Genomic DNA, 25,515 nt, shown 5'->3' with positions numbered 1-25,515 from the left:
GAATAAAAGTTTAAATTTATAAATAATCCAGATTTAAAGACGAATTTTTGACCAAAATAGCAAAAAAAGATGTTTTAGTGCTACTCTAAGTTTTTAATAAGCTATGCTCATTTGCAATTTCTTTTTGGCTTGCTCCACTCATTTTTAATCGTAGGATTTTTTGGCAGGTCGGAGGTAAATTAGAAATGCTTTGCTGTATCGCTTTGCTTTTTTGTTCAAGTTGTTCTTTGCTCGAATAGTCTTGTGTCTCTATAGCCTCGTATTTTAAAAAGTCAATCGAGCAAATCTCCTTTTTGTGTTTGCGTTGATACATCAGATACTCATTAAAAGCTACTTTATACACATCTGGAGAGCATTGCCCTATGTGTGCAGGTGCTCACGCTTGGTCTGAAATAGGAAATATGGTATTTCTATGTTCTAGCCAGCACCAAATGATATGGAGAGAACAATTTGATTTAGGTAAATCTCCAATAAATTTTATAGCCGCTAGAGATATTATGTAGCACACCAATATAAGAGGCCCTTTTGCGAATGAGTTATTACTTAAAATTAAGCAGCTAGATTTAAAAAACTTTCATAGAATACAGGCTTCAAATTAATAAAATCACAATATTTTACATTAAAATTCAAGATTATTATATTATTTATATTTAATAGTTAATTTCATTTAGAATAATTTGATTATTTAAAATATTTTACTTATCCTCTATAAGTCCTAGAGATATTTAGTTTAAGTTATTATTAAATTGGCAGTAACAGCCATAAATAAAAATTACTATAAGATGAAAAATAAAAGAGTAGCAATTATTGGAGCAGGGCCAAGCGGATTGGCACAATTAAGGGCTTTCGAAGCCTTAGAAAAAAATGGAGTTCAGGTACCTGAAATTGTTTGTTTTGAGAAGCAAGAGAACTGGGGAGGAATGTGGAATTATTCTTGGCGAACTGGTGTAGGCCGTTACGGTGAACCTGTTCACGGTTCAATGTATAAGTACCTTTGGTCAAACGGTCCGAAAGAATGTTTAGAATTCTCTGATTATTCTTTTGATGAACATTTTAAAAAGCCAATTTCCTCTTATCCCCCAAGACCAGTTCTTTTTGATTATATAGAAGGGCGTATTAAGAAAAGTAATGCAAAAAAATACATTCGTTTTAATACTACGGCTCGCTGGGTAGATTATAATAATGCCAATCAAAAATTCACTTTAGTTTTAGATAATTTAAAAGAAAACAGAACTTATAGCGAAGAATTCGATTATCTAGTGGTGGCTTCTGGTCATTTCTCGACGCCAAATATGCCTTACTTTAAAGGAATTGAAGATTTTCCAGGCGGTGTTATGCACGCGCACGATTTTAGGGGAGCAGACCAATTTAAAAATCAAAATTTATTATTAATTGGTAGCAGCTATTCTGCCGAAGATATAGGGGTGCAATGTTACAAGCACGGTGCCAAATCGGTAACCTTAAGTTATAGAAGCAACCCAATAGGAGTGGAGTGGCCAGATGGAATAAAAGAAGTGCCTTTACTTACTCATTTTGAAGGAGATATTGCACATTTTGCAGATGGTACTTCAGAAAAATTTGATGCCGTAGTAATGTGTACGGGTTACCAGCATAAATTTCCATTTTTGCCAGATGAATTAAGATTAAAAACCAAGAATAATTTATATCCAGATCAAGTGTATAAAGGTATTTTCTTTAATGAATTACCTCAATTGATTTACTTGGGTATGCAAGATCAATACTATACTTTTAATATGTTTGATGCACAAGCTTGGGTGGCAAGAGATTTTATGATGGAAGAATTAGTGCTTCCTGAAAAAGACCAACGAAGAAAAGATATGGATGATTGGTTGAAAAGATTAAACAACTTAGATGGTTGCTATGATGCTGTCGATTTTCAATCAGATTACATTAAAGACTTGTTAAGTTTATCTGATTACCCCGATTTTAATGTAGATAAGGTGGCCGAAATGTTTAAGGAATGGTTAGGCGATAAAGAAGAAAACATCTTAACCTATAGAGACAAAACTTTTACCAGTGTTGTAACAGGAACCAAGGCCGAAGAACATCATACCGAATGGATGGAGGAACTCGACGACAGTAAAGAGCGCTATTTAGCTTTTCAAGATGAAGTAGAGATTGAATTAGAGAAAGCGGAGTAAATTACTTAAATAATATCATATAAGCCTAAAGAGTAAATTTTTCTTTTTAGGCTTTTTTTATTAAAAAATAGCAAAGCACCTAATATTAAAATAGGATGTTAAATCTAAGTTTAAACCTAAAAAATCAATAATTACAATTAACTTTGCCTTTTTCTTTAAACCAAATTCAATGCCTACATTACTTAAAAATAAGTGGTTTTTACTGAGTATAATGGCGCTTACGTGGGGTAGCTCTTTTATTTTAATCAAAAAATCTTTACTTGTTTTTAATCCTTTTCAAATTGGTGCCTTTCGCGTCGCTTTAAGCGGATTGATATTAGCTTCATTAGGTATACCAGCTATGCGTAAAATGCCTAAAAAGGATCTTTTATGGGTAATTCTTGCAGGTTTTTTTGGCAATTTCTTACCCATGTTTTTATTCCCTATTGCGCAAACTAAGGTAAGTAGTTCTCTGGCTGGAATAATAAATAGTTTAGAACCAATTTTTGTTCTAATGTTAGGCTTCTTAATATTTAGAATAAAAAGTAAACCAACCCAGGTAATGGGAGCATTTATTGGCTTTTTGGGGGCAGCTACTTTATTATATTTTTCAGAAGTAAGTACCCAAGAAAGTCAAATTGGTTTTACCTTGCTTATGGTTTTTGCGTCTGCCTCCTATGCTTTATCGGCTTTAATCATCAAATTAAAATTACAACACGTAAAATCAATACAAGTATCCAGCAGTGTTTTTACCTTCTGGATGATCCCTTCATTAATAATCTTATTGTTTACCGATTTTTTTAATGTATCGTTCTCTTCTGAAGCATTAGAAGCCTTAGGATACTTAAGCTTCTTGAGTATTTTTGGTACGGCTATAGGTATTATTCTATTTTATAAGCTAATTCAAGATACTTCGGCTGTTTTTGCTAGTACGGTTTCCTATTTGCTTCCTATTGTGGCGGTTATTTGGGGAGTTATTGATGGTGAACAATTCAATTTTTATTACCTGTTGGGTGCTATTTTAATATTAATAGGAATATATCTGATTCGAGAGAAAAAGAAAAAACCTATTGTAACAGTTCGGTAAAGCAATAAAAGAACATCTTATTTATTTTCACTACAGCTATTGCTATAAACGGAAATATTAACCGTTTGCTTTTAGTAGATTAACCATCTCTGTAAATCCCGATTTTTGCGCGTGTTCTAATGCTGTTACTCCATCTTTATCGGCGATATAAATATTACAACCTGCCTCAATGAGCATCTGTACTATATCAATGTATTTTTGTGTTCCATCACCCAAAATAACCGTCACCAAAAGGGCCGTCCATCCTAGGTTGTTGATATGGTCTACAGGGAAGTTTTCTATTTTAAGTAACCGTTTCACAATTTTTACATGTCCTCTTTCACAGGCAGGGATTAAAGCCGTACCACCATAACGGTTTAGCTTTAAAAAATTCACGTTGTCGGTTCCTAAGCACGCATTTAAAATTTCATAATAACCAGCAGCACCAGCGTGTAAAATAGGAGTTTCTAGCCGATTATCTTGTGCATTTACATCGGCACCTGGCTTTATCAAAAGTTTAGCAGCCTCAATATTATTATTATAGGTTGCCACCATTAACGGAGTTTGTTGCTGCTCATTTCTCAAGTTTATTGAGCTATTCCGTTCGGTCAGCTTTTTAATTTTCAGGGTATTATTATTTTTTGCAGCTATAAAAATGGATTGCATATTATTTAAGCAGAAATAGCCTGCTAATTAGCAAGCCCTGTGTTGATTATATTATAAATGAGGCAAAATTTTGGTACTACATTCGCCAAAACCTATTCTAACATCTTTGTTTTCACAAAATCCTTTTAATATCACTGTATCATTGTCTTGAATAAATTTGCGATCACTTCCATTACTCAATTTAATCGGGTTTTCACCATTTTTACTTAATTCTAGCATAGAACCAAATGTACCTTCTCTTGACCCGGAAATAGTGCCACTAGCTAACATGTCTCCACTGTTAAGGGGGCATCCGTTAATGGTGTGATGCGCCAATTGCTCACTCATATTCCAATATAAATATTTAAAATTTGATTTGCTAACTAAAGTAGGTTCATCATTTTCTGGTTGAATAGAAACCTCTAATTTGATATCAAAGGTTTTTTTTCCTTCGGTTTTCAAGTAATCTAAAAGTTTATACTCTGAATTTTTCTTGGGTCCTTCTGTTCTAAAAGGTTCAAGTGCATCTAAGGTGACGATCCAGGGAGAAATAGTACTTGCAAAATTTTTGCCTAAAAATGGACCTAAGGGTACATATTCCCAACGTTGAATGTCTCTCGCACTCCAATCATTAAAAAGTACCATTCCAAAAATGTGATCTTCTGCTTCATGCGCAGGTATAGATTCACCAATATTATTGGCATCTGTTGTAATGAAGGCCATTTCAAGTTCAAAATCTAAAGCACGTGTTGGACCAAAAATTGGGGTTTTAGCTCCTTTTGGCATTTTTTGCCCTAATGGTCTATTAATGGCAATACCACTTGGGATTATAGACGAGCTTCTACCATGATAAGCAATAGGCATGTGATACCAATTGGGCACCATAGCATTTTCTTTTCCACGAAACATTTCACCAACATTGCGTGCGTGTTCCTCGCTAGAGTAAAAATCGGTATAATCTCCAATTTGAACAGGAAGTTGCATTTCAACTTCATCCATTGTAAAAAGGATCACACGCTGATGTTCTTCATTATTTTTTAATGTCGTATTATTAATATCAAAAATATCAGCAATGCGGTTGCGTACTGTTCGCCATGTTTTTCTACCATCAGCGATAAAATCATTAAGTGTATCTTGTAAAAAGATATCATCCGTTAAGGGAATACCCTTGAAATAACCCAATTGATGTAGTGCTCCTAAGTCTATTGCATAGTTACCAATTCGTGTTCCTATGGTAATAATATCATCTCGCGTAAGAAATACCCCAAAAGGGATGTTTTGGATAGGGAAATCAGAATTTTCCGGCACCTCTAGCCAAGTTTTTCTTTTTGGATCATTTGCTGTTATATGCATTTTTTTTAATTCTAAGATTGTTAAAATAAAGCTATTCAAATATATTATTTTCCCTGTATTAACCGAATGAATTTCTTATTTTTGGTAAAATTTTTAACGAAATATAAAGTCATGTATAAAGATAAAGAGATTTTTGATCTTATTCAACGTGAGGAAGAAAGACAATTAAATGGTTTAGAGCTAATTGCAAGTGAAAACTTTGTAAGTAAAGATGTGTTAGCCGCCGCAGGATCTGTGCTTACTAATAAATATGCAGAAGGCTATCCTGGGAAACGCTATTATGGAGGGTGTGAAGTGGTAGACGAGGTAGAACAATTAGCCATTAATAGAGCTAAAGAATTGTTTAATGCAGAATATGTTAATGTTCAACCCCACTCAGGTTCACAAGCAAATACTGCTGTTTTCTCTGTTTGTTTAAAACCCGGAGATACAATTTTAGGATTTGACTTATCACACGGAGGACATTTAACACACGGTTCGCCTGTAAATTTTTCGGGAAAACTTTATAACCCTGTTTTTTATGGAGTTGAAAAAGAAACGGGGCTAATAAACTATGAGCATGTTAAAGAAATGGCGCATAAAGAGAAGCCTAAGCTAATCATAGCAGGGGCCTCAGCTTATAGTAGAGAAATTGACTATAAAAAATTTAGAGCAATAGCCGATGAAGTAGGAGCCATTCTATTGGCCGATATGGCTCATCCAGCCGGATTAATAGCTAAAGGCTTAATTCAGGATCCCTTACCTCATTGTCATATTGTTACCACAACTACGCATAAAACCTTACGCGGACCAAGAGGTGGCATGATTTTAATGGGGAAAGATTTTGAAAATCCCTTTGGTTTAAAATTGAAAAGTGGTAAACCCAGAATGATGTCTTCTCTTTTAAACAGTGGTGTGTTTCCAGGAAATCAAGGCGGACCTTTAGAACATATTATTGCAGCCAAAGCAGTAGCCTTTAAAGAGGCTCTTTCTGATGAGTTTTTGCATTATATGGTTCAGGTTAAAAAGAATGCTAAGGCTATGGCCGATGCTTTTGTAGAAAAAGGATATGATGTTATTTCTGGAGGTACAGATAATCACATGATGCTTATTGATTTACGGAATAAAGGCGTAACAGGAAAACAAGCCGAAGAAACATTGGTAAAGGCTGAGATTACAGTGAACAAAAATATGGTTCCTTTTGATACACAATCACCGTTTGTTACTTCTGGAATTCGCGTCGGTACACCGGCGATTACAACCAGAGGATTGAAGGAAGAAGATATGCCTCAGGTGGTGACATTTATAGATCAAGTAATTTCAAACATTGAAAATGAGGCGGTAATTCAAGAAACCAAAGAGAAAATTAAGGAAATGATGAGCGGGAAGCCGTTGTTTAAAATGTAATTATGAAAAAATCAACTTTATTTCAAGTATTTCTACTGCTTTTATTAACCTTGCCTGCATCTAAGATACAAGCCCAAGAGTCAATCGATTCAGGACTTCGTAAATTAATAGAGGCTCAAAGCGGCAATATGATAGAAAATGCACTATCGCAAATAATTGTCAATATTCCTGAAAGTAATAGAGATGCCTTTAAAGCCGAAGTGAAAAATATGTTCGACGCAATGTACACCGATGTTATTGCGGTGTATAAAGAGCATTGTACAGAAGCCGATTTAAAGAAGTTACTCGCCTTTTATGAAACTCCTGCTGGTAAAAGAATTTTAGGGAAGACCTCTGAAATTATGATGGAATCGCAAGCTATTGGTCAACAGATGGGAGTAAATAAACTATACCCTTTGATGCAAAAGTATATGGTTGAACAACCCGTTGAAAATGAGGATTAGGCTTAATTGAATTTTTTAAAAACCAAAAAGAGGCTGTTTCGTGACGAACAGCCTCTTTTTTAATATTCTGTTACAGATCCCCAGTTTTCACCGTTTTTTATTCTGTACAATTGCATTTCAGAAATTCCAAACTGTTTAGCAATCATTTTCATACGAGTCCTTCTATTAGGATCATTAATTTTTCGCTTGATTAATTTTACTTTAGATTCTGTTAGTTTAGCGTGAGAGGGTATTTTTCGCTTAATATTTTTAAATTCGGGGTTGGTGAATTGATGACGTTCCTTTTCTTCTTTCGTAGCCCATTTTAAGTTGTCTACATGATTGTTTTTTTTGTCGTAATCGATATGAATTACATATCGATCCTCTTCTGTTTTATTGAGAAAATGTTGTGCGACTAACTTGTGAACATAGCGACTGGTCTTTTTGCCATTGCTTTTTTGAACTACAGGTAAGTTTTGGTAGCCATTGATAAAATATTTCTTAACCAATATTTCTTCAGGCCCTTTACAATTTAAAATTCGACCATAATTAGAGATTTTATATTTCTCTTTCTCTGATATTTTTTCGTCGAATCGAATTACTTTCCACGTTTCGTTTTTTAAATTTCTAATCATAGCCATGATTTTCGAGTCTTACTAAATTTGTAAATAATTGAACTTAAGTTAGTTTAGATTTCTAACTATAACGGGTAACTATTCTCAAATTTAAAACAAAGTGCGTTTCTACAAGTAATGTTAAGAAACTTTAACTTAATAATAGCTAATTTTAAATTTTTAATCTTTTTTTATTGCCCAAGGTCTGTTAAAGCCTCGAGTTAATCAGTGAAAGAACTACTTTCATAAGCTCCACTGTCGGGTAAGTTGCCATCTCTTTGCATTCCCAAAATATCTATATTGCTTGAAGTAACGGGGTTGGCTAACCCATTTGCTGCAGATTCCTCTCCAATTTGCAATTTATTTAAAGTAGAGTCTTTAAAGTCGGGATCTTCGTTTAGTTTAATTTGAGTGTACAAATTTGAATCGGTAAAATTGTACATAGGGTCATCGGTATACTTATTTTGGAAATCTCTGAATTTAATTAAGGTGTTCTCAAATTTAAAATTAAAATCAGCATCGGGATGAGCATTAAATAATAGTTCTCGGCTTTCATTGCCATAAATAATACAATTGGTGAAATCTGCTTTTTCTAAGGGAGCCAAAAATAACTGATTGGGTGTTTCAAGGACATTTTCTATAAAAACCGCAGGAAATTGCCGAAACCCTTGTCGCCAATAATTGGCAAAAGTACAATTGTTGAATTGGTAATTTCCGCCAAGGCTTAAATTTAAAGCCATTTGCCCACAATTATTTATAACTAAATTTTCTGCTGTAACATAGCCCGTTCTAGCCAATAAACCAATATTAGATACATTATAGATTTGGGTGTTGTTCACCTTTAGAGTGGGTGTGTTAGATCCATCATTTCCATCTACACGTATTCCTACGCTGGCATTTTTAATGGTAGTATGTTCTATTAAATTATTTGTGCTTCCTTGGGTAAACCACAACGCCCCCCATTGTCCTGGTACTTCACTAAATTCGGGTTCAAGGCGGTTTCCTTCCATAATGATTTCATTTTCCATTTTTTCAAGATCGGTACTTAATAAACCTTTGGCTTGTAGCGAAGCTTGATTGCTAACTAAAATTCCGCTTTGTTGATGAAAATGTAACCTGGCGCCAGCATCAATATGTAATGTTTTTTGAGGTGGTACGGCAGCATATCCGTAAATTACATAAGGCTTCTCATTGGTGAAATTTAACTCTGTATCGTCTAATAAAAAGCCAGAAATTAATATTTCATTTCCTTCATCGTCAAAACCGAATGATAGTGTTTCTGTACTGCCATCGGCGAATTTCTCGGGATATAGGAAGTGTGCATCTTGAATTAGGGTTACCAGTTCTACACTTTGCTCTTTCTCGGTACCCGAAAAAATCAGTTCATCGGTATATAAAAATTGGGTGGCACTATTGGTAAAATCTTTTATGGCTGCAGTGGTTTCAATAAAAACAAAAATACTGTCTTTGGCATAAATAGGAATATTGCTAAACTTCTTACCCGGTAGGCCATCTACGTTAAGTCTGTATTTAGAGGCTTCACCTTGTGCTAATTTTATTTCGGGAATATGAATATCTTCTTTTGACCGATTGTAAACCGTTAACCTGTAGGTGCTAGAAGCGGTTTGAGTAAAAACAGTGTCTAGGTAAACGGTATCTTTAGAGAAACTTAAATTTCCCGAGCTTGGTAGGGTGTCAAAATCTTTTCTACACGAACTCCAAAAAATCAAGCTTAAAAACAATAAAATCCCATATACCTTTTTCATCCCTGCTATGTTTAAATTAATTTTAATTACCTTTCTTCAATTTCAATTTCAAAAAGAGTATCCCAATGTTTACCCGTGACAAACAGTGTATTTGACTTTTTGTTAAAGGCTATACCATTTAAAACTAAATCTTCATTATTTAATTGTGCTGCATTTCCATTTTCTTTTTTCAATCCGCGTAAGTCAATTAAGCCTTCAATAGCTCCATTTTCCGGATTAATAATGGCAATACCATCTTTCTGCCAAGTGTTGGCATATATTTTTCCGTCTACCCATTCTAATTCGTTTAATCGCGTGCTTAAACTTTTGTGCGTTACCGGTTGTATGTAACTAAGTTCTTCAAGTGTTTTACCGTCTAACTTCCATATTTTTGCAGTACCATCGCTTTTGTAAAAATTTTCACCATCGTTGCAAAGTCCCCAACCTTCTTTACTGGTACCATATTTAAATGTGCCTAGTTTTTTGAGTTGATTTACATCATAAATAAACCCTTGGCCAGCGTGCCAAGTAAGCTGGTATACTTTATCGTTTAATATGCTTATACCTTCGCCAAAATAACGCTTATCTAACTCGATCTTTTTTAACACCTTTCCCGTTTTGTAATCTACTTTACGTAAACTTGAGAATCCATTGCGACCAGTTCCTTCGTAAAGAGTGTCCTTAAAAAACTCTAATCCTTGAGTAAATGCTAAGTTATCGTGCGGATATTTGTTTTTAATTTTATAGGTATAAATCTTTGGAGGCTTGTTGTTATGTAGCACAATTTCTTGTGCAATAGTATATTTTTCGCCAGCTGAATATATTTCAGCTTTAAGCTGATTTTTTCCTAATGGAGCTACTAGTTTAGCAGCTATTTGATTGGTTTTTGATGAACCTAAATATTTATTTGCATAGTAAAGCTGTATACTGTCAAAACTAGTGTCTGTAGGATTATTGAGGGTGAATTTAACTGGGCTATCACGTTGTAATAAGTCGTTTTTAGCTTTAACTTGAATACTCATTTTAGCTATTTCTTCTTTTTTTGAACTCGAACAAGAAAATAGGCTTGTGGCTAATAAAATGAATGTCAGGTTTTTAAATGTTTTCACGAGATTTTGCTTTAAATTTGTTAGCGAATTTAGTCAAATCTATTAAAAAAATCCTTGCGAAAATAGATAAACCTTGTATATTTGCAGCGGCAAGTCCCACACAACCAGCTCCTGTTGAATCCTCCAGGGCGGGAACGCAGCAAAGGTAAACGGTCGTAGCGGTGTGATGTGGGTAGCTTGCCATTTTTTCATGACATTGGTCAAAGCCTATCTTCTTTTTATTTTACTCTAAATCTTTAATTTTTCTCTTAAAAAAGTAGATATTTGCGCTCTATTATTTTAAATATGAGCAAGCAAGTTGTATTGATTACAGGAGCGTCTTCAGGAATAGGAAAATCTATAGGTATGTTTCTGGTGGAGAAAGGTTACCTCGTTTACGGAACGAGTCGTAATCCTAAAGAAAATGAAATCGATGGCATTAAATTTTTAAAACTCGATGTTACCCAACCAGAAAGTATAGCATTAGCAGTTCAAGAGCTAATCAAAAAAGAGGGTCAAATAGATTATTTGATTAATAATGCAGGAATGGGAATTACGGGTCCTTTAGAAGAAACACCAGATCACGAGATAAAAAAAGTATTCGATACTAATTATTTTGGAGCTTTACAGGTGATTAAAGCCGTTTTACCGCATATGCGTTCTAAACAAAGTGGTTTTATTATCAACATAACCTCAATTGCAGGATATATGGGTTTACCCTTTCGGGGGATTTATTCAGCCACAAAGGGAGCGCTTGAACTGACTACCGAGGCCTACCGTATGGAGCTAAAAACTTTTAATATTAAAATGACCAATATTGCACCAGGTGATTTTGCTACCAATATTGCTGCAGGCAGATACCACGCGCCAGTAATTGCTGGCTCGCCCTATGAAAAAAAGTATAAGGAAACCTTAGCCTTGATGGACGAACACGTAGATAAAGGTCAAGACCCCATCCTTATGGCGAAAAAGGTTTATGCTGTTATGCAAGAAAAGAATCCTACGATACACTATAAGGTAGGAGATTGGCTGCAGAAATTTAGCATTGCTCTCAAACATATTTTACCAGACAAATGGTATGAAAAAATGTTGATGAAACATTATAAAATGTAAATTTGTAAAAATTTAAAAACAACACAGCATGAAATTTTTTATAGACACAGCAAACTTAGATCAAATAAAAGAAGCTCAGGACTTAGGCGTTCTTGATGGGGTTACTACCAATCCTTCTTTAATGGCTAAAGAAGGTATTACAGGAGAAGATAACATTAAAAAGCATTACCAAGCTATCTGTGAAATTGTAACAGGAGATGTAAGCGCAGAAGTTATTGCTACGGACTATGATAATATAATTAAAGAGGGGGAAGAACTAGCCGCATTACATGATCAAATTGTGGTGAAAGTTCCTATGATTAAAGACGGCATTAAGGCTATACGTTATTTTAGTCAAAAAGGAATTAAAACCAATTGTACGCTTGTTTTTTCGGCTGGTCAAGCGTTACTTGCCGCAAAAGCAGGTGCAACCTATGTTTCGCCGTTTATAGGCAGATTAGATGATATCTCAACAGACGGACTCAATTTGATAGCCGAAATAAGACAAATATATGATAACTACGCATTTGAAACCGAAATTCTAGCAGCATCGGTAAGGCATACTATGCACGTTATTGATTGTGCAAAAATTGGTGCCGATGTTATGACAGGACCGCTTTCTTCTATAGAAGGACTCCTTAAACACCCCTTAACCGATATTGGATTAGAAAAGTTTTTGGCAGATTACAAAAAAGGTAACCAGTAAAATTTTTTCAAAAGCGAATAAAAAATCAGTCAAATTTTGGCTGATTTTTTTTTTGCACTATAATCATTTAAAAAACTTATTAACACCGGTTAAAAAGTTTTTTAGCCAAGCTGAGATATCTTGTTTACTTTTGGGCATCTAAATTGAAGAAGAGCGAAGTTTTTTTAACTCAAGTACATTAGGGGAATCGTGTGAAAATCACGAACTGTTGCGCAACTGTAAGCAGGATTAAACCTGTCAAGTCAGATTACCTAACTTCTTCAAAGAGGATTTGTTTTCGCATAAAAAGCAAATTCCGTTGTCTTTTGTTTCAAGGTAATTCAGCCTAAAGCAGATAACGTATATTTTGTTTTTTGTGTTTTTGTTTCACTTAAAATAAATATACACAATGAGCATTTTTGACAAAAGAGTAAATTACAAACCATTTGAATACCCAGAAGTAATAGAATTTACAGAGGCGATTAACAAATCGTTTTGGGTGCACAACGAGGTAGATTTCACCGCAGACGTACAAGACTTTCAGGCTCAACTTACCTTAAATGAAAAACAAGTTTTAAAAAAGAGTTTACTGGCCATTGCTCAAATTGAAGTGGCGGTAAAATCATTTTGGGGAGATTTGTATCATCATTTACCCAAACCAGAATTTAATGGCTTGGGGAGTACTTTTGCCGAATGTGAATTTAGACATTCAGAAGCCTACTCGCGTTTGTTGTCGGTTTTAGGCTATAATCAAGCCTTTGAAGAGCTAATGGATGTTCCTGTTATCAAAAAACGGTTTGAATATCTATCTCAGGCACTTCAATTTACACAAGAAAATGACAATAAGAAATACCTTTTCTCCTTAATCTTATTTGCCATTTTAATAGAAAATGTTTCCTTATTTAGTCAGTTCGCAATCATTCTCTCTTTTACACGATTTAGAGGCTTAATGAAAAATGTGAGTAATATCATCGCATGGACTTCTATAGACGAACAAATTCATGCCAATGCGGGAATATTTATTATCAACAAGATCAAAGAAGAGTTTCCCGATTTCTTTACGGAAGAAACCAAACAAGAAATTACTGTTATTGTTAAAAAATCTATTGAAGTCGAAGCAGAAATTCTCGACTGGATTTTTGCAGAAGGTGCAGTAGCGCATTTAAACCAATCAGATTTACTAAATTTCATGAAATTTAGGACAGACGATAGCCTTAAAAAAATAGGAATAAACCCCATTTTTAATATTACCGCACAAGAATATCTCCCCATGCAATGGTTTGAAGAAGAGATATTTGCAAATTCATTAGATGATTTCTTTGCAAAGCGACCGGTAGATTATACCAAGCACGATAAGAGCATTAGCGCATTAGATTTATTTTAAACAATACTCAAATCCGTAAAGAAAAATAGATGAAAAATTTAAAAGAACGCATTTGTAAATCAAGAACGCAACTGTTTAAAGTAGTTTTTCCTAATACTACCAATCATTATGATACGCTTTTTGGAGGTACTGCCATGCATTTGATGGATGAAGTTGCTTTTATAACCGCTACGCGATTTAGTCGAAAAAAAATGGTGACCATTTCTTCTAGTCAAATAGATTTTAAAGAACCTATTCCTGCCGATACTATTATTGAGCTTATCGGGGAAGTTGTTCGCGTGGGCCGAACGAGTATAAAAGTAAACGTTACCATCTATCAAGAAGAGATGTATGAAGAAAACACACGAAAAAAATCAATAGAAGGCCTGTTTACTTTAGTGGCCATAGATGAAAATAAAAAACCAACTCCTATACTGGATTAAATGATTAAAAACATGAACAATATATGGTGGCTTAACAAGGAAAGTGAGCAAATATTAAATAGAGGCTATTTACTAAAAGGAGAAACGGTATCTGGTGCTATAGAACGTGTAGCTTCAGCTGCGTCCAATCGATTACAAAAACCTGAATTAAAAGAAGAATTTATCAACATAATAGAGAAGGGCTGGATGAGTCTGAGCTCCCCAATTTGGGCCAATATGGGTACTGAGCGTGGTTTGCCTATTTCTTGTTTTAATGTGCATATACCAGATAATATTGAAGGGATTACCCATAAATTGGGAGAAGTGATTATGCAAACTAAAATAGGAGGTGGTACTTCTGGTTATTTTGGTTCACTTCGAGGTAGAGGTAGCACTGTAACTGATAATGGAAGAAGTAGTGGTGCTGTTTCTTTTATGAAGCTATTTGATACGGCCATGGATACCATTTCGCAAGGTGGGGTAAGAAGAGGAGCCTTTGCGGCGTATCTAGACGTAGACCACCCCGATATTCTCGAATTTTTGCAAATAAAAGATATCGGTAATCCACTGCAAAATTTATTTTATGGCGTTTGTGTTCCCGATTATTGGATGCAAGAAATGATTGACGGAGATATGCAAAAAAGAGAAATATGGGCTAAGGTGTTAGCGTCTAGACAGCAAAAAGGTTTGCCATATCTCTTTTTTACAGATAACGTAAATAGAAGCAAGCCTCAGGTATATAAAGATAAAAACTATTCAATAAATGCTAGTAATCTATGCTCTGAAATTATGCTACCTAGTACGCCTGAAGAATCTTTTATCTGTTGCCTTTCCTCTTTAAATTTAGAATGTTATGATGAGTGGAAAAATACAAATACCATAGAATTAGCTGTATTTTTTTTAGATGCTGTTTTAGAAGAATTTATAGCAAAAACTAAAGAGAACTATTACCTAAAGGCTGCTCACAATTTCGCTAAGAGGCACCGTGCGTTAGGCTTAGGAGCAATGGGTTGGCATTCTTATTTACAAAAAAACAATATCGCTTTTGAAAGCTTAGAGGCTAAGCAAATGAATTACAAAATTTTTGAGCATATTAGCAAGCAAGCCAAAGCAGCTTCACAAAAGTTGGCTGCTTTTTTTGGAGAACCAGAACTACTAAAAGGTTACGGATTGCGCAATACAACTTTATTGGCAATTGCCCCAACTACTTCCTCATCGGCCATTTTAGGACAGGTTTCTCCAGGTATAGAACCTTATAGCAGTAATTATTATAAAGCTGGTTTATCAAAAGGAAACTTTATGCGTAAAAACCGCTATTTAAAGACATTACTAGCAAAAAAAGGTATTGATAATGAAGACGTGTGGAGGAGCATAATGTTAAACCACGGCAGCGTGCAACATCTAAACAAATTAACTACACACGAGAAAGCTGTTTTTAAAACCTTTAAAGAAATTAGTCAGTTAGAAATTATACAGCAAGCCTCAATTCGGCAAAAGTTTATTGATCAAGCCCAAAGTTTAAATATTAACATTCCAGCGAGCTTACCTATTAAAGAAGTAAATAAATTGATTATTGAGGCCTGGAAATTAGGTGTTAAAACCTTGTATTACCAAAGAAGCCAAAGTGTTTCTAAAGAATTTGTAGGTAATCTTGTGAATTGTGCTAGTTGTGAGGGGTAAAACAAAGCGAACCTTAAACGGGAGATTCTAAAGACCTTCACGTTTGGGGTTCGTTAATTTTTTCAAATAAAATTATAGGTTTAAAAATTCTAAAACATAATTTTCAAAATCCGGATCACTTATCTGAATGTCACCTCTTACAATTTCACCCTTTTTATTCACAAATAGTATTTTATTAAGGTAGTTATTGTATAAGCTTTTATCGCACTTTAGTTCTTTGATTTGGTATTCAAAATCTTGATTGTAATCAAAGTTACTCAAGGTTTTTTTCCAAATTTTTGGCTCAGTTGCGTCTATATTAACTCCTATAAAATCAATTTCAGGATACTTATTTCTTAGCTCATTTATTCTATGATGTAATTCCTTATGATGGTTTGAAGAATAAACGGACCAGTAAAATATAATACTATTTCTTTTTACAATTTCTTGGTAGCTTTTGTTTTGATTTTTAGGCGTAACAAGTTCTTTGTCTTTTATGTTTTCACCGATGAAAAAAGAGCGATGAACCTTACCCAGTGCCTTGAGCTGATTGATTAAATCATCAGAAAATCCTAAGGTTTCAACCAAGCTAAGCGTGCCACTTATTTGCTTGTCATTTTCAGAAAATATAATCTGGTTTTTCGCAAATTTTTTAATAAAGTGTTTCCTTAAATTGTCATTCTTAAAAAGCGAATCGGCAAGCTTAAGTCTTCTCTCTAAATTTTCTACATTACTTAAACTAAAACAAGGTCTCCCTAAGTTGTGCGTAATACAATATTCTAAAGATCTGTTTTTTAAATAATTATCAAGAAATCGTTGGTAAATGTAATGACTCGTTAAATCTTCATCATTAAAGTTCACCTGTTTTCTGTAATCAAAGAAGTCTTGAGGTATTTTTTTTCTAAATTCTGTGAAGTATTTATTTATTAAAAATGCGTAGCGTTCACGCAAATCATAATATTCATAATCAATTCCTTTTTTTGCAATATTGAGAAAAGCATCAGAGAACTCATGAACCTCATTTAGCGTATTCAATTTAGCTAAGCGTTCTTGGTGTATAGAATCTGTTTTTTTTAAAAATTCTTGCGGACTAATTTTATAGTAAGATAAAATAAGATCATTATTTTGTTCATTTTGCAAGAACATTTCCATCAATAAATTATTCTTTTCAGCTCCTTTGCCCGAGTACATCAAAGACTCATCAAACTCAAGGGTATTTAATCTAAGTAAGATGCTATCATTTTCTTCAACAAATAAAATTTGACTTTCAGGCTGATGCCGAATGGTAAATAGGCCTAAATCATTATCCTTAAAAACATACTTAAAGCGATTTCTCTTATCTAGAAAGATTGTATCAATAAGCTCTCCTTCGCGCTCAAGGGTCAGAAAATCTTGATTCGGGTTTACAATTTCACCACCCAAAAAACTACCCGTAATCTCATTTGTTTTTGTATTGTCTTGACAACTAGCAACTAATATAGCCACTAACAAAATGCGATAAAAATAATGCCCCATAATTTACATACTAACTCAGCCTTCAAATATAATGTCTTCGTTAAAAGTGCTTTGTTAAGCTGACGTTAAATACAAAACTTAAAAGTTAATTTTTCTTTTCCTAGCTTTATTTACCTACTTTTGCAAAAATTTTACAATCATTATGTTATCAGTATCTAATCTATCGGTTCAGTTTGGTAAGCGTGTATTATTCGATGAAGTGAATACCGCTTTTACCCAAGGAAACTGTTACGGAATCATTGGCGCAAATGGAGCGGGAAAATCTACTTTTTTAAAAATACTTTCTGGAAAAACAGAACCTACCTCGGGCCATGTTCACTTAGAACCAGGTAAGAGAATGTCTGTTTTAGAACAAAATCATAATTTGTTTGATGAATACTCGGTTTTAGAAACAGTTTTACGAGGAAACAAACCTTTGTTTGATATTAAATCTGAGATAGATGCGCTTTATGCAGACTATACCGATGAGAATGCAGAACGAATAGGTGAACTTCAAGTAGCATTTGAAGAGATGGATGGCTGGAATGCAGAAAGCAATGCGGCCGCGCTACTTTCAAATTTAGGTATACCAGCCGATTTGCATTATACCTTAATGAAAGATCTAGATGGTAAACAAAAAGTACGTGTACTTTTGGCGCAAGCTCTATTTGGGAATCCAGATGTATTAATTATGGATGAGCCTACCAATGATTTGGATTATGAAACCATTTCTTGGTTAGAGCATTTTTTAGCCAATTATGATAATACAGTTATAGTAGTATCCCACGATAGGCACTTTTTAGATGCGGTTTGTACCCATATTTCTGATATTGATTTTGGAAAGATAAACCATTATAGCGGTAACTATTCTTTCTGGTATGAATCGTCACAACTGGCAGCTAGACAACGCGCCCAGCAAAATAAAAAAGCCGAAGAAAAGAAAAAGGAATTACAAGAATTCATTCAACGTTTTAGCGCCAATGTAGCCAAATCAAAACAAGCTACTTCGCGTAAAAAGATGATTGAAAAATTAAACATAGAAGAAATTAAACCTTCAAGTCGTCGCTATCCTGCTATTATATTTGAGCGTGAACGCGAAGCAGGAGATCAAATTTTAAATATTGAGAATCTAGAGGCTTCTATAGATGGAGAAACACTGTTTAAAAATATTAATCTTAATCTAAGCAAAGGAGACAAAGTTGTAGTTTTTTCACGAGACTCTAGAGCAACTACGGCGTTTTATGAAATTATAAATGGTAATCGCGAGGCCGTTAGCGGAAAGTATGAATGGGGTATCACCACCTTACAATCTTATTTGCCTTTAGACAATGCTTCGTTTTTCGAAAATGAATTGTCATTAGTAGATTGGTTGAGACAGTACGCTAAGACAGAGGAGGAGCGAGAAGAAGTTTTTATTCGCGGATTTTTAGGTAAAATGTTATTTAGTGGCGAAGAAGCTTTAAAAACCTCAAATGTTTTGTCAGGAGGAGAAAAAGTGCGCTGTATGTTAAGCCGAATGATGATGATGAGAGCCAATGTCTTGATGCTAGATGAGCCAACCAACCACTTAGATCTAGAATCGATTACCGCTTTTAATAATTCATTAAAGAACTTTAAAGGCACGATTTTATTCACGACTCATGATCACGAATTTGCTCAAACAGTTGCCAATAGGGTAGTAGAGTTAACACCAAATGGGGTAATAGATCGTTACTTAACATTTGATGAATATATGAGTGATGCAAAAATTAAAGAGCAACGCAATAAATTGTATCAAAAATAAATAGGGTGCAACCCGCTGGTAATTAGCTACCAGCGGGTCGGGTCATCCGCTATATCTTTTTGGCAAGAAAGGCCAAAAAGGATGCCGCTGCTACCCCTTGCACAATAAAAATCCTTTCTTGTTAAATAAAGAAAGGATTTTTTTATTTTAGGCAATTCAATTTAGCGCTATGAAACACTTCCCTAAAGGACATAAAAAATTATTGCGAGCTTGGGCATTTTATGATTGGGCAAACTCTGTTTACAGCTTGGTAATCTCATCGGCCATTTTCCCTATATTTTATGGGGCCCTTACTTTGGTAAAAGACGAGCAAGGAAACATTCTAAATGATCAAATTGATTTTCTTGGTTTTACTTGGAATAATGATACCCTTATAAGCTATGTAACTGCATTAGCTTTTTTAACCATATCCATTTTAAGTCCGTTGCTTAGCGGTATAGCCGATTATCTCGGCAATAAAAAACGTTTTATGCGTTTTTTTAATTATCTAGGCGCCTTCTCGTGTATTGGCTTGTTTTGGTTTAATCTAGAAATACTATGGTTTGGTTTATTTTGCTATTATTTAGCCCTAATCGGGTTTTGGGGTAGTATAGTTTTTTACAATTCCTATCTTCCAGATATTGCCTTTCCTGAACAACAAGATCAAGTAAGTGCTAAAGGATATGCCATGGGATATATTGGTAGTGTTATTCTCTTAATCATTTGTTTAGTACTCATAATGTTTTACGAATTATGGGGTTTTGAAAGCAAGGATTTTCCAACACGCCTGTCTTTTATCTTAACTGGTGTCTGGTGGATCGGCTTTAGCCAGTATACTTATTTGTACTTGCCACAAGGCAATAAAAAAGCATACACCCGAAAGAAAGATGTTTTTTTAAACGGATTTAGAGAGTTAAAATTAATTGCGGTAAAAATTAAGCAAAACCTTAGCTTGCGCCGTTATCTTTATGCGTTTTTCCTTTATAGCATGGCGGTGCAAACCATTATGTTAATTGCTACTTATTTTGGAATAGAAGAATTAGACTGGGGTGGGCAAGATGCTACCGTAGGACTAATTATTAGCATTTTACTTATTCAATTAGTCGCTGTTTTAGGAGCGCTCTTTACCAGTAGGCTTTCCCGCAAATACGGAAATATACAGGTTTTAATGGGTATAAACTTTATTTGGGTTGCAATATGCGTTTATGCTTATTTTATTAATACACCGCAGCAATTTTACGTTGCCGCTGCATGTGTGGGATTGGTAATGGGGGGTATTCAATCGCTTTCAAGAAGTACTTATTCTAAATTTATCCCAGAAAAAGCAAAAGATACTGCGTCTTACTTTAGTTTTTATGATGTTTCCGAAAAGATAGGAATTGTTATTGGTATGCTTTCTTACGGTTTTGTAGCTCAAGTAACCGGTAGCATACGCTCGGCGATATTATTTTTAATTCTATTCTTTATTTTAGGGATAATACTGCTAACAAGAGTTCCTAGAAAATAACAAAATATTAAGAAATTTTATTTATGTTTGTTTTACCATAAAACTCAACTTAATGAAAAAAATAAACCTACTTTTAAAATCTTTATTTATTGTAACACTTTGTTTAGGTTTTTCTTCTTGTGAAACTGAACCTTTAGAGGGAGAATTCGGTAAATTGAATCCACCAAACAACTCAAATTTTGGAAGCCTTTCAGCAGAGATAGATGGGGTTCCGTTTGTCGCAGAAGCTGCTGCAGCTATGTGGTCACCTTCTCGATTCTTTCCAGGAGGTCAAACCACTGTAATTCAAGGCGCAAAGGATGTCTCTTCGAACATCAAAACAATTAATATGACCATTGAAGATGATAAAGGTATTATTCCAGGCTCCTATCCGCTAAATGTGATGGGTGAATTAAATACTCCCGGGGTTGGTATGGGAGCATATACAATCTCAGATCTTGCAACTGAAGCTCAAGGTTGGTTGACAGGCGAAATGATTGGTGGCACTTTGACCATAACAGAAGTTGATCGAGCCAATGAAAGAATTAAAGGAACTTTTGAGTTTGATGCAGAAAGATTGGGTGATGACAACACAATTCCAGCTATGATTAGTATAACTAAAGGGAAATTTGATATGCCCTTGTTAGAGGTTCACTAAATTTTTAAAGCTATTTTAAAAATTATAAAAGCGCTTTTTTAGATGTCTCGCTATTCATCAAAAAGCGCTTTTACCATGGTGAGAATTCCTCTAAACATCAAAAATACAGATCCGGCGCAAGCCAAAATACCTAGAATGAGAATAGGTATGTAAAGATCGTTTTCTTGATTATTAAAGGCAGAGTAAATAACCGAAGGTCCTATAAAGGCTAAGGGTAATGCAATGGCTAAATAGCGTACGCCGCGCATTAAAGTGGTTTTATTGGTTCTTTTTGTCATAAACTATTTTTTTTGAATTACTTCAATTGCTTGGCGCACATTTTTGAATTTTTCTAAAACTTCAGCGGCTTTTGTTGGAGAAACATTGGTTGCATCACAAATCATTTTTATAGCACGCTGTTTTAACTTGGTATTGCTTAATTGCATATCTACCATCTTATTTCCTTGAACTCTTCCCATTTGAATCATAACACTGGTGGTTAACATATTTAAAACCATTTTTTGGGCGGTTCCAGCTTTCATTCTTGAGCTTCCCGTTAAAAATTCGGGACCAACTTTAACGGTAATAGGAAAATTGGCTATTTTACTAATCGGGCTGTTGGGATTACAGCTTATTGCTCCCGTTTTAATTTTATTTTCATTACAAAATTCAAGTCCGCCAACTACATAAGGAGTTGTCCCTGAAGCGGCAATACCAACTACGATATCTTGGGGGATAATATTAAATTTTTGAAGATCTTTAGCCGCCTGTTGTGTATCATCTTCGGCTCCCTCTACAGCATTTCTTATAGCTTGATCACCACCGGCAATGATACCTATAACAAGTTGAGCAGGTACACCAAATGTGGGCGGACATTCACTAGCGTCTAAAATACCTAGCCTACCGCTGGTGCCAGCACCTATATAAAACAAACGGCCACCCGCTTGTAATTGTTTACTAATTTGCAGGGCAAGATGCTCGATAGATTCTAATTCTTGTTTAACTGCTAGAGCTACTTTTTGATCTTCCCGGTTAATATTTTTTAAAATATCTGCTAGCGGCATTTGTTCTAAATTATCGTATAAACTAGTCGATTCGGTTATTTTTTCAAATTCATTCATTTGGGATGATAAAATCTAATTCATATTCTTGTGAAATAGAAAAAAAGCCTAAAGCTCTTTTCTCTGGATTATCTTGGTTAACAAAATTACCATTTATTTTTGAAGGAGGCGAAGAAAAGGGGTTGTCGCCCGCTCCTGAATTAGACTGTTGTAATAAAATATTTAAAAAACGTTTATAATCTTGACTTATTCCTTGAATTTTGAAGGTGACGGTGTCTTTAGGTTTCAATTCTTCGCTATAAAATACGGCAGTGGTATTACCATTAAAAAGCTCATCATCTGTAACGCTAACCTCATTGAGTTGGTTGGTAGCCGAAGTGAGAAATAAATAGCAATCTCCTGCAGTATCAGGATCTGTGAAAAAAGCATTGAGTGCACTATTATCGTCTGAAAAGCTTCTTTCGGTAAGTTGAATGGAATCAATCGGTACAGTTTTAAAGAGCTTTGTACGAGCCGAATAAGTTTGTTCCTTATAGTTTACAGTAAGCTCATACTCTGTATTTTCATAAAAGGAAATGGGTAGGGAGTAAAGGCCATCATTTTTAAAAGGCACTTTTTGAGCAGAGTTGTTTACTTGCAGTATTATATCGGCATTATTTACAGGAATTGTTAACTCATCATAAAAATTATTTGTCAAGCTTAATTTAACACGTAAAGTACCGCTTGCTTTATTGGCGTATTGTATAGCATTAGCTTCTATAACTAGTTCTTGTTTTGCTTTAGGCAATTCTAAATCAACTACATCTTCACAAGAGATAAATAATAAAGGTAATGCGATTAGTAATATGTTTTTTAGGCTCATAATTAAAATTTAAATTGATAGGCTATAGCCGGAACTATACCGAATATAGATAGTTGAACGGCCTCATTACGCCCAGAGTCTTCATTTTCTCTAAAGCTAATGTTAGCTGCATTTTTTCTTCCGTAAATGTTATAAATGCTAAAGACCCAAGAACTTTTAAAAGCTCTATCTCTGTTTTTTTTAGGAGTTAAGGTAGCCGAAAAATCGAGATGATGAAAATCGGGTAACCTGTTAGCATTTCGGGTATCGTAATTAGGTACCAATAAACCTAAATATTCATATTTTCCTGTTGGGTAGGTAGTAGGTCGGCCAGTTTGGTATACAAAGCTTGCATTGAATTTCCAGCGTTCATTGTGGTTGTAATTAGCAACTAATGACAGATCGTGTGTTTTATCCCAACCTGTGTTGTACCATTTACCATTATTTACGCCGGTCTCTGTAGGTGTTCTTCCTGGTGTTCTCTGCTCAGATTTTGATAAAGTGTAGGCTACCCAACCTTGCCATTTACCTTTGGTTTTTTTGAAAAGCAATTCCCAACCGTAGCTACGTGCTTCGCCAGGCAAAATTACGCGTTCAATCTGGTCGTTAATAATTAAATTTGCGCCGTCTATATAATCGACTCTATTTTTAACTTGTTTATAAAATAACTCAGTCTCTAAACTATAATTATCCCAAAGTTTTACATAACCTACCGCCCATTGATCACTTTTTTGTGGTTTAAGGTATCTACCACTAGGGGCCCATATATCGAGTGGAGTAGGAGCATCGTTATTACTTATAAGATGAAGGTGCTGGTTGATGCGCTGGTAACTTGCCTTAATCGACTCTGATTCGCTTAGGCGATAATTAGCCGAAAATCTTGGTTCTAAATGAAAAAAACTTTTTACAATTTCGTTTCTTTTCTGTTTTTGGTAAGCTTCTATTGGAGCCTCTTCATATATTCCAAAGTCTTCATTAAATAGAAGCGGATTGCTATTAGCGTATAAAGCCACTTGATCTTGACCTAATCGGTGAAAAGTATTTAGTCTAGCTCCATATTCTAAAGTAAGTTTTTTACCGATTTTTTGTTTGCTTGATAGATAAATGGCATTTTGCCAAGCGTATTTGTTGACTAAATCTGTGGTGTTAAAGCCAGCATCTGGCCTAGAGGCCTCCAAAAAACCTGGATTAAAACGATAATAATTACTTTGCAAACCATATTCTAAGCTAATGTTTTCATTAAGTCGATGGGTTAAATCGTAACCCAAGCCAAATTCTGTAATACCATTTTTATAATTAAAGCCAATCACATCTAAATTTAAATCGTAAACATAATCAGAGAAATAGGTTCTCAGATTGCCTTTGAAAGCATCGCTCCACGTAGATAAAAGGTTTAAGCTTATAACAGAATTACCAAAAATATTTTTAAAAGAATTATTTATATTAAATACATCTCTGCCAAAGTAAGAGCTTATTGAAAGTTGATGTCGAGTATTAAAAATATGGGTTAATTGCGCATTGATATCATAAAAATAAGCACTATTTGGATTATCGGCAAGTTTTAAAAACAAGTGCGCATAAGAACTTCTACCTCCAATTAAAAAACTGGTTTTGTCTTTTTTTATGGGGCCATTAATAAGTATTTTGCTGCTAACCAATCCTAAACTCCCCTCGGTTTGTAATGTTTTGAAATTACCTTCTTTTTGTTCAATGTTTAAAATAGACGAAACACGATTCCCGAATTTTGATGGAATCCCACCTTTATATAATGTAAGGCTTTGGATGGCATCGGGTTGTAGTACAGAAAAAAATCCGAAAAGGTGAGAGTCATTGTAAAGTGTGGCACCATCAAGAAGTACTAAGTTCTGATCGGCAGCACCGCCGCGAACATTAAAACCGCCCGCGCCTTCTCCTGTATTACTAACCCCTGGAAGTAAAATTAAGGACTTTAAAAAATCTTTTTCACCCAATACCACAGGAATAGACTCTAGGTCTTTTGCTTGTAAACTGTTTACGCTCATTTGAGCTTGTTCTAATTTTGATTGACGAACATCTTGGGTAATAACAATTTCTCCTAATTCTTGAGTGTTCTCTTTTAACTCTATATTTAGATTAATCGATTGATTTAAGTTTATATCTAGATATTTTGTTTCGAACCCTAAGCAAGAAATTTCTAATTTATAATTTCCTTCGGGAAGGCTAAAGGAAAACTTTCCGTCAAAATCGGTTACATCGCCTTTAGATGTATTTTCGGGCCTTATATTTACGCCCAAAATTGGTTCTTGTGTGGAAGTGGCAATGATCTTACCTGAAATTTGATAATTCTTTTGGTTGTTCTGGGCAAAACTATTAAAATGAAAAAAGAGTAGTAGTAGTGGTAGGAGGACTTTCAATTTTTTAGCGTAAATATACTTCGTTTTAAGCTAAAACAAGCGTTAATACTTAGATAAAGATAAGGAATTTTTAGTAAGAAATAGGCTTGTAGTAAATCATAAAAAATGTCAAAACACTGATAATCAATATGTTAAATTCGTATTAAATATTAAATTGATC

Annotated in this window: 23 protein-coding genes, 1 other RNA gene and 1 riboswitch; of the genes, 13 read left to right on the top strand and 11 right to left on the bottom strand. The window is 34.5% G+C overall.

Annotated elements, in window-relative coordinates:
- Nucleotides 1-85: 85 nt before the first annotated feature.
- Nucleotides 86-313 carry a hypothetical protein gene (locus ACFSQ0_RS04940; protein ID WP_379044985.1) on the bottom strand — a complete coding sequence of 76 codons (228 nt, stop codon included), beginning with the start codon at nucleotides 311-313 and terminating at the stop codon, nucleotides 86-88.
- Nucleotides 314-782: 469 nt separating this feature from the next.
- On the opposite strand from ACFSQ0_RS04940, the gene ACFSQ0_RS04935 reads away from it, so the two are divergent.
- Both ACFSQ0_RS04935 and ACFSQ0_RS04930 read left to right on the top strand, forming a co-directional pair.
- Nucleotides 783-2,162, top strand: coding sequence for an NAD(P)-binding domain-containing protein (locus ACFSQ0_RS04935; RefSeq protein WP_379044983.1), 1,380 nt, complete (start codon nucleotides 783-785; stop codon nucleotides 2,160-2,162).
- Nucleotides 2,163-2,331: 169 nt separating this feature from the next.
- Nucleotides 2,332-3,228, top strand: coding sequence for a DMT family transporter (locus tag ACFSQ0_RS04930; RefSeq protein WP_379044980.1), 897 nt, complete (start codon nucleotides 2,332-2,334; stop codon nucleotides 3,226-3,228).
- 57 nt (nucleotides 3,229-3,285) lie between these two features.
- Here ACFSQ0_RS04930 and ACFSQ0_RS04925 read toward each other — a convergent pair whose 3' ends face one another.
- Both ACFSQ0_RS04925 and fahA read right to left on the bottom strand, forming a co-directional pair.
- Nucleotides 3,286-3,873, bottom strand: a complete 588-nt coding sequence (locus ACFSQ0_RS04925) for an ankyrin repeat domain-containing protein (protein ID WP_379044977.1) — start codon at nucleotides 3,871-3,873, stop codon at nucleotides 3,286-3,288.
- 51 nt (nucleotides 3,874-3,924) lie between these two features.
- Complete coding sequence (fahA, locus tag ACFSQ0_RS04920; protein WP_379044975.1) at nucleotides 3,925-5,205, bottom strand: fumarylacetoacetase; 1,281 nt, start codon at nucleotides 5,203-5,205, stop codon at nucleotides 3,925-3,927.
- A gap of 111 nt (nucleotides 5,206-5,316) precedes the next feature.
- Between fahA and ACFSQ0_RS04915 the strand changes: the two genes are divergently transcribed.
- On the top strand, nucleotides 5,317-6,591 hold the full coding sequence (locus ACFSQ0_RS04915) for a serine hydroxymethyltransferase (protein ID WP_379044973.1): 1,275 nt from the start codon (nucleotides 5,317-5,319) through the stop codon (nucleotides 6,589-6,591).
- Nucleotides 6,592-6,593: 2 nt separating this feature from the next.
- Nucleotides 6,594-7,034 carry a DUF2059 domain-containing protein gene (locus tag ACFSQ0_RS04910; RefSeq protein ID WP_379044970.1) on the top strand — a complete coding sequence of 147 codons (441 nt, stop codon included), beginning with the start codon at nucleotides 6,594-6,596 and terminating at the stop codon, nucleotides 7,032-7,034.
- A 59-nt stretch (nucleotides 7,035-7,093) separates the two neighbouring features.
- Here the strand turns inward: ACFSQ0_RS04910 and ACFSQ0_RS04905 are convergent, their stop codons facing one another.
- The 3 genes from ACFSQ0_RS04905 to ACFSQ0_RS04895 form a co-directional block, all read right to left on the bottom strand.
- Nucleotides 7,094-7,648 carry an HNH endonuclease gene (locus ACFSQ0_RS04905; protein ID WP_379045379.1) on the bottom strand — a complete coding sequence of 185 codons (555 nt, stop codon included), beginning with the start codon at nucleotides 7,646-7,648 and terminating at the stop codon, nucleotides 7,094-7,096.
- Nucleotides 7,649-7,848: 200 nt separating this feature from the next.
- Nucleotides 7,849-9,393, bottom strand: coding sequence for a hypothetical protein (locus ACFSQ0_RS04900; protein WP_379044967.1), 1,545 nt, complete (start codon nucleotides 9,391-9,393; stop codon nucleotides 7,849-7,851).
- A gap of 26 nt (nucleotides 9,394-9,419) precedes the next feature.
- Complete coding sequence (locus ACFSQ0_RS04895; protein ID WP_379044964.1) at nucleotides 9,420-10,481, bottom strand: glutaminyl-peptide cyclotransferase; 1,062 nt, start codon at nucleotides 10,479-10,481, stop codon at nucleotides 9,420-9,422.
- Between the two features lie 87 nt (nucleotides 10,482-10,568).
- Here ACFSQ0_RS04895 and ffs point away from each other — a divergent pair.
- From ffs to ACFSQ0_RS04865, 6 genes are all read left to right on the top strand, one after another.
- An RNA gene (gene ffs, locus ACFSQ0_RS04890) (signal recognition particle sRNA small type) lies at nucleotides 10,569-10,667 on the top strand.
- Between the two features lie 99 nt (nucleotides 10,668-10,766).
- The gene (locus ACFSQ0_RS04885; RefSeq protein ID WP_379044961.1) at nucleotides 10,767-11,573 is read left to right on the top strand and encodes an SDR family oxidoreductase; all 807 of its coding nucleotides are present in this window, start codon (nucleotides 10,767-10,769) and stop codon (nucleotides 11,571-11,573) included.
- Nucleotides 11,574-11,601: 28 nt separating this feature from the next.
- Nucleotides 11,602-12,258 (top strand): fructose-6-phosphate aldolase, encoded by a 657-nt coding sequence (gene fsa / locus ACFSQ0_RS04880; RefSeq protein ID WP_379044958.1) that lies wholly within the window; start codon nucleotides 11,602-11,604, stop codon nucleotides 12,256-12,258.
- A gap of 159 nt (nucleotides 12,259-12,417) precedes the next feature.
- A riboswitch (adenosylcobalamin (AdoCbl) riboswitch) is annotated at nucleotides 12,418-12,558 on the top strand.
- A gap of 88 nt (nucleotides 12,559-12,646) precedes the next feature.
- Nucleotides 12,647-13,621 (top strand): ribonucleotide-diphosphate reductase subunit beta, encoded by a 975-nt coding sequence (locus ACFSQ0_RS04875; protein ID WP_379044955.1) that lies wholly within the window; start codon nucleotides 12,647-12,649, stop codon nucleotides 13,619-13,621.
- A 29-nt stretch (nucleotides 13,622-13,650) separates the two neighbouring features.
- On the top strand, nucleotides 13,651-14,043 hold the full coding sequence (locus ACFSQ0_RS04870) for an acyl-CoA thioesterase (protein WP_379044952.1): 393 nt from the start codon (nucleotides 13,651-13,653) through the stop codon (nucleotides 14,041-14,043).
- Between the two features lie 12 nt (nucleotides 14,044-14,055).
- Entirely contained in the window at nucleotides 14,056-15,702 is a 1,647-nt protein-coding gene (locus ACFSQ0_RS04865; RefSeq protein WP_379044949.1) for a ribonucleoside-diphosphate reductase subunit alpha, read from the top strand.
- Nucleotides 15,703-15,774: 72 nt separating this feature from the next.
- Here ACFSQ0_RS04865 and ACFSQ0_RS04860 read toward each other — a convergent pair whose 3' ends face one another.
- A complete protein-coding gene (locus ACFSQ0_RS04860) occupies nucleotides 15,775-17,196 on the bottom strand; it encodes a hypothetical protein (protein WP_379044946.1) in 1,422 nt (473 codons plus the stop codon).
- Nucleotides 17,197-17,338: 142 nt separating this feature from the next.
- Here ACFSQ0_RS04860 and ACFSQ0_RS04855 point away from each other — a divergent pair, with 142 nt between their 5' ends.
- The 3 genes from ACFSQ0_RS04855 to ACFSQ0_RS04845 all read left to right on the top strand — a co-directional run bounded on the left by ACFSQ0_RS04855 (nucleotide 17,339) and on the right by ACFSQ0_RS04845 (nucleotide 21,081).
- Nucleotides 17,339-18,958, top strand: coding sequence for an ABC-F family ATP-binding cassette domain-containing protein (locus ACFSQ0_RS04855; RefSeq protein ID WP_379044943.1), 1,620 nt, complete (start codon nucleotides 17,339-17,341; stop codon nucleotides 18,956-18,958).
- 169 nt (nucleotides 18,959-19,127) lie between these two features.
- Nucleotides 19,128-20,444 (top strand): MFS transporter, encoded by a 1,317-nt coding sequence (locus ACFSQ0_RS04850; RefSeq protein ID WP_379044940.1) that lies wholly within the window; start codon nucleotides 19,128-19,130, stop codon nucleotides 20,442-20,444.
- 52 nt (nucleotides 20,445-20,496) lie between these two features.
- The gene (locus ACFSQ0_RS04845) at nucleotides 20,497-21,081 is read left to right on the top strand and encodes a DUF6252 family protein (RefSeq protein WP_379044937.1); all 585 of its coding nucleotides are present in this window, start codon (nucleotides 20,497-20,499) and stop codon (nucleotides 21,079-21,081) included.
- Between the two features lie 50 nt (nucleotides 21,082-21,131).
- Here the strand turns inward: ACFSQ0_RS04845 and ACFSQ0_RS04840 are convergent, their stop codons facing one another.
- Genes ACFSQ0_RS04840 through ACFSQ0_RS04825 form a run of 4 tightly spaced genes read right to left on the bottom strand, consistent with a single transcriptional unit; the run spans nucleotide 21,132 to nucleotide 25,355 of the window.
- The gene (locus ACFSQ0_RS04840; protein ID WP_379044934.1) at nucleotides 21,132-21,359 is read right to left on the bottom strand and encodes a DUF6095 family protein; all 228 of its coding nucleotides are present in this window, start codon (nucleotides 21,357-21,359) and stop codon (nucleotides 21,132-21,134) included.
- Between the two features lie 3 nt (nucleotides 21,360-21,362).
- Nucleotides 21,363-22,181 carry an N-acetylmuramic acid 6-phosphate etherase gene (gene murQ, locus ACFSQ0_RS04835; RefSeq protein WP_379044931.1) on the bottom strand — a complete coding sequence of 273 codons (819 nt, stop codon included), beginning with the start codon at nucleotides 22,179-22,181 and terminating at the stop codon, nucleotides 21,363-21,365.
- Nucleotides 22,174-22,983 (bottom strand): DUF4249 family protein, encoded by an 810-nt coding sequence (locus ACFSQ0_RS04830; protein ID WP_379044928.1) that lies wholly within the window; start codon nucleotides 22,981-22,983, stop codon nucleotides 22,174-22,176. The genes murQ and ACFSQ0_RS04830 overlap by 8 nt, the downstream gene beginning before the upstream one ends.
- A 2-nt stretch (nucleotides 22,984-22,985) precedes the next feature.
- Nucleotides 22,986-25,355 (bottom strand): TonB-dependent receptor, encoded by a 2,370-nt coding sequence (locus tag ACFSQ0_RS04825; protein WP_379044925.1) that lies wholly within the window; start codon nucleotides 25,353-25,355, stop codon nucleotides 22,986-22,988.
- Nucleotides 25,356-25,515 lie beyond the last annotated feature (160 nt).

The organism is Mesonia sediminis (assembly GCF_042684705.1).
Lineage (GTDB): Bacteria > Bacteroidota > Bacteroidia > Flavobacteriales > Flavobacteriaceae > Mesonia > Mesonia sediminis.
Note: the sequence above shows the minus strand (reverse complement) of the source record. Positions and strands in the feature narration are given on the sequence as shown.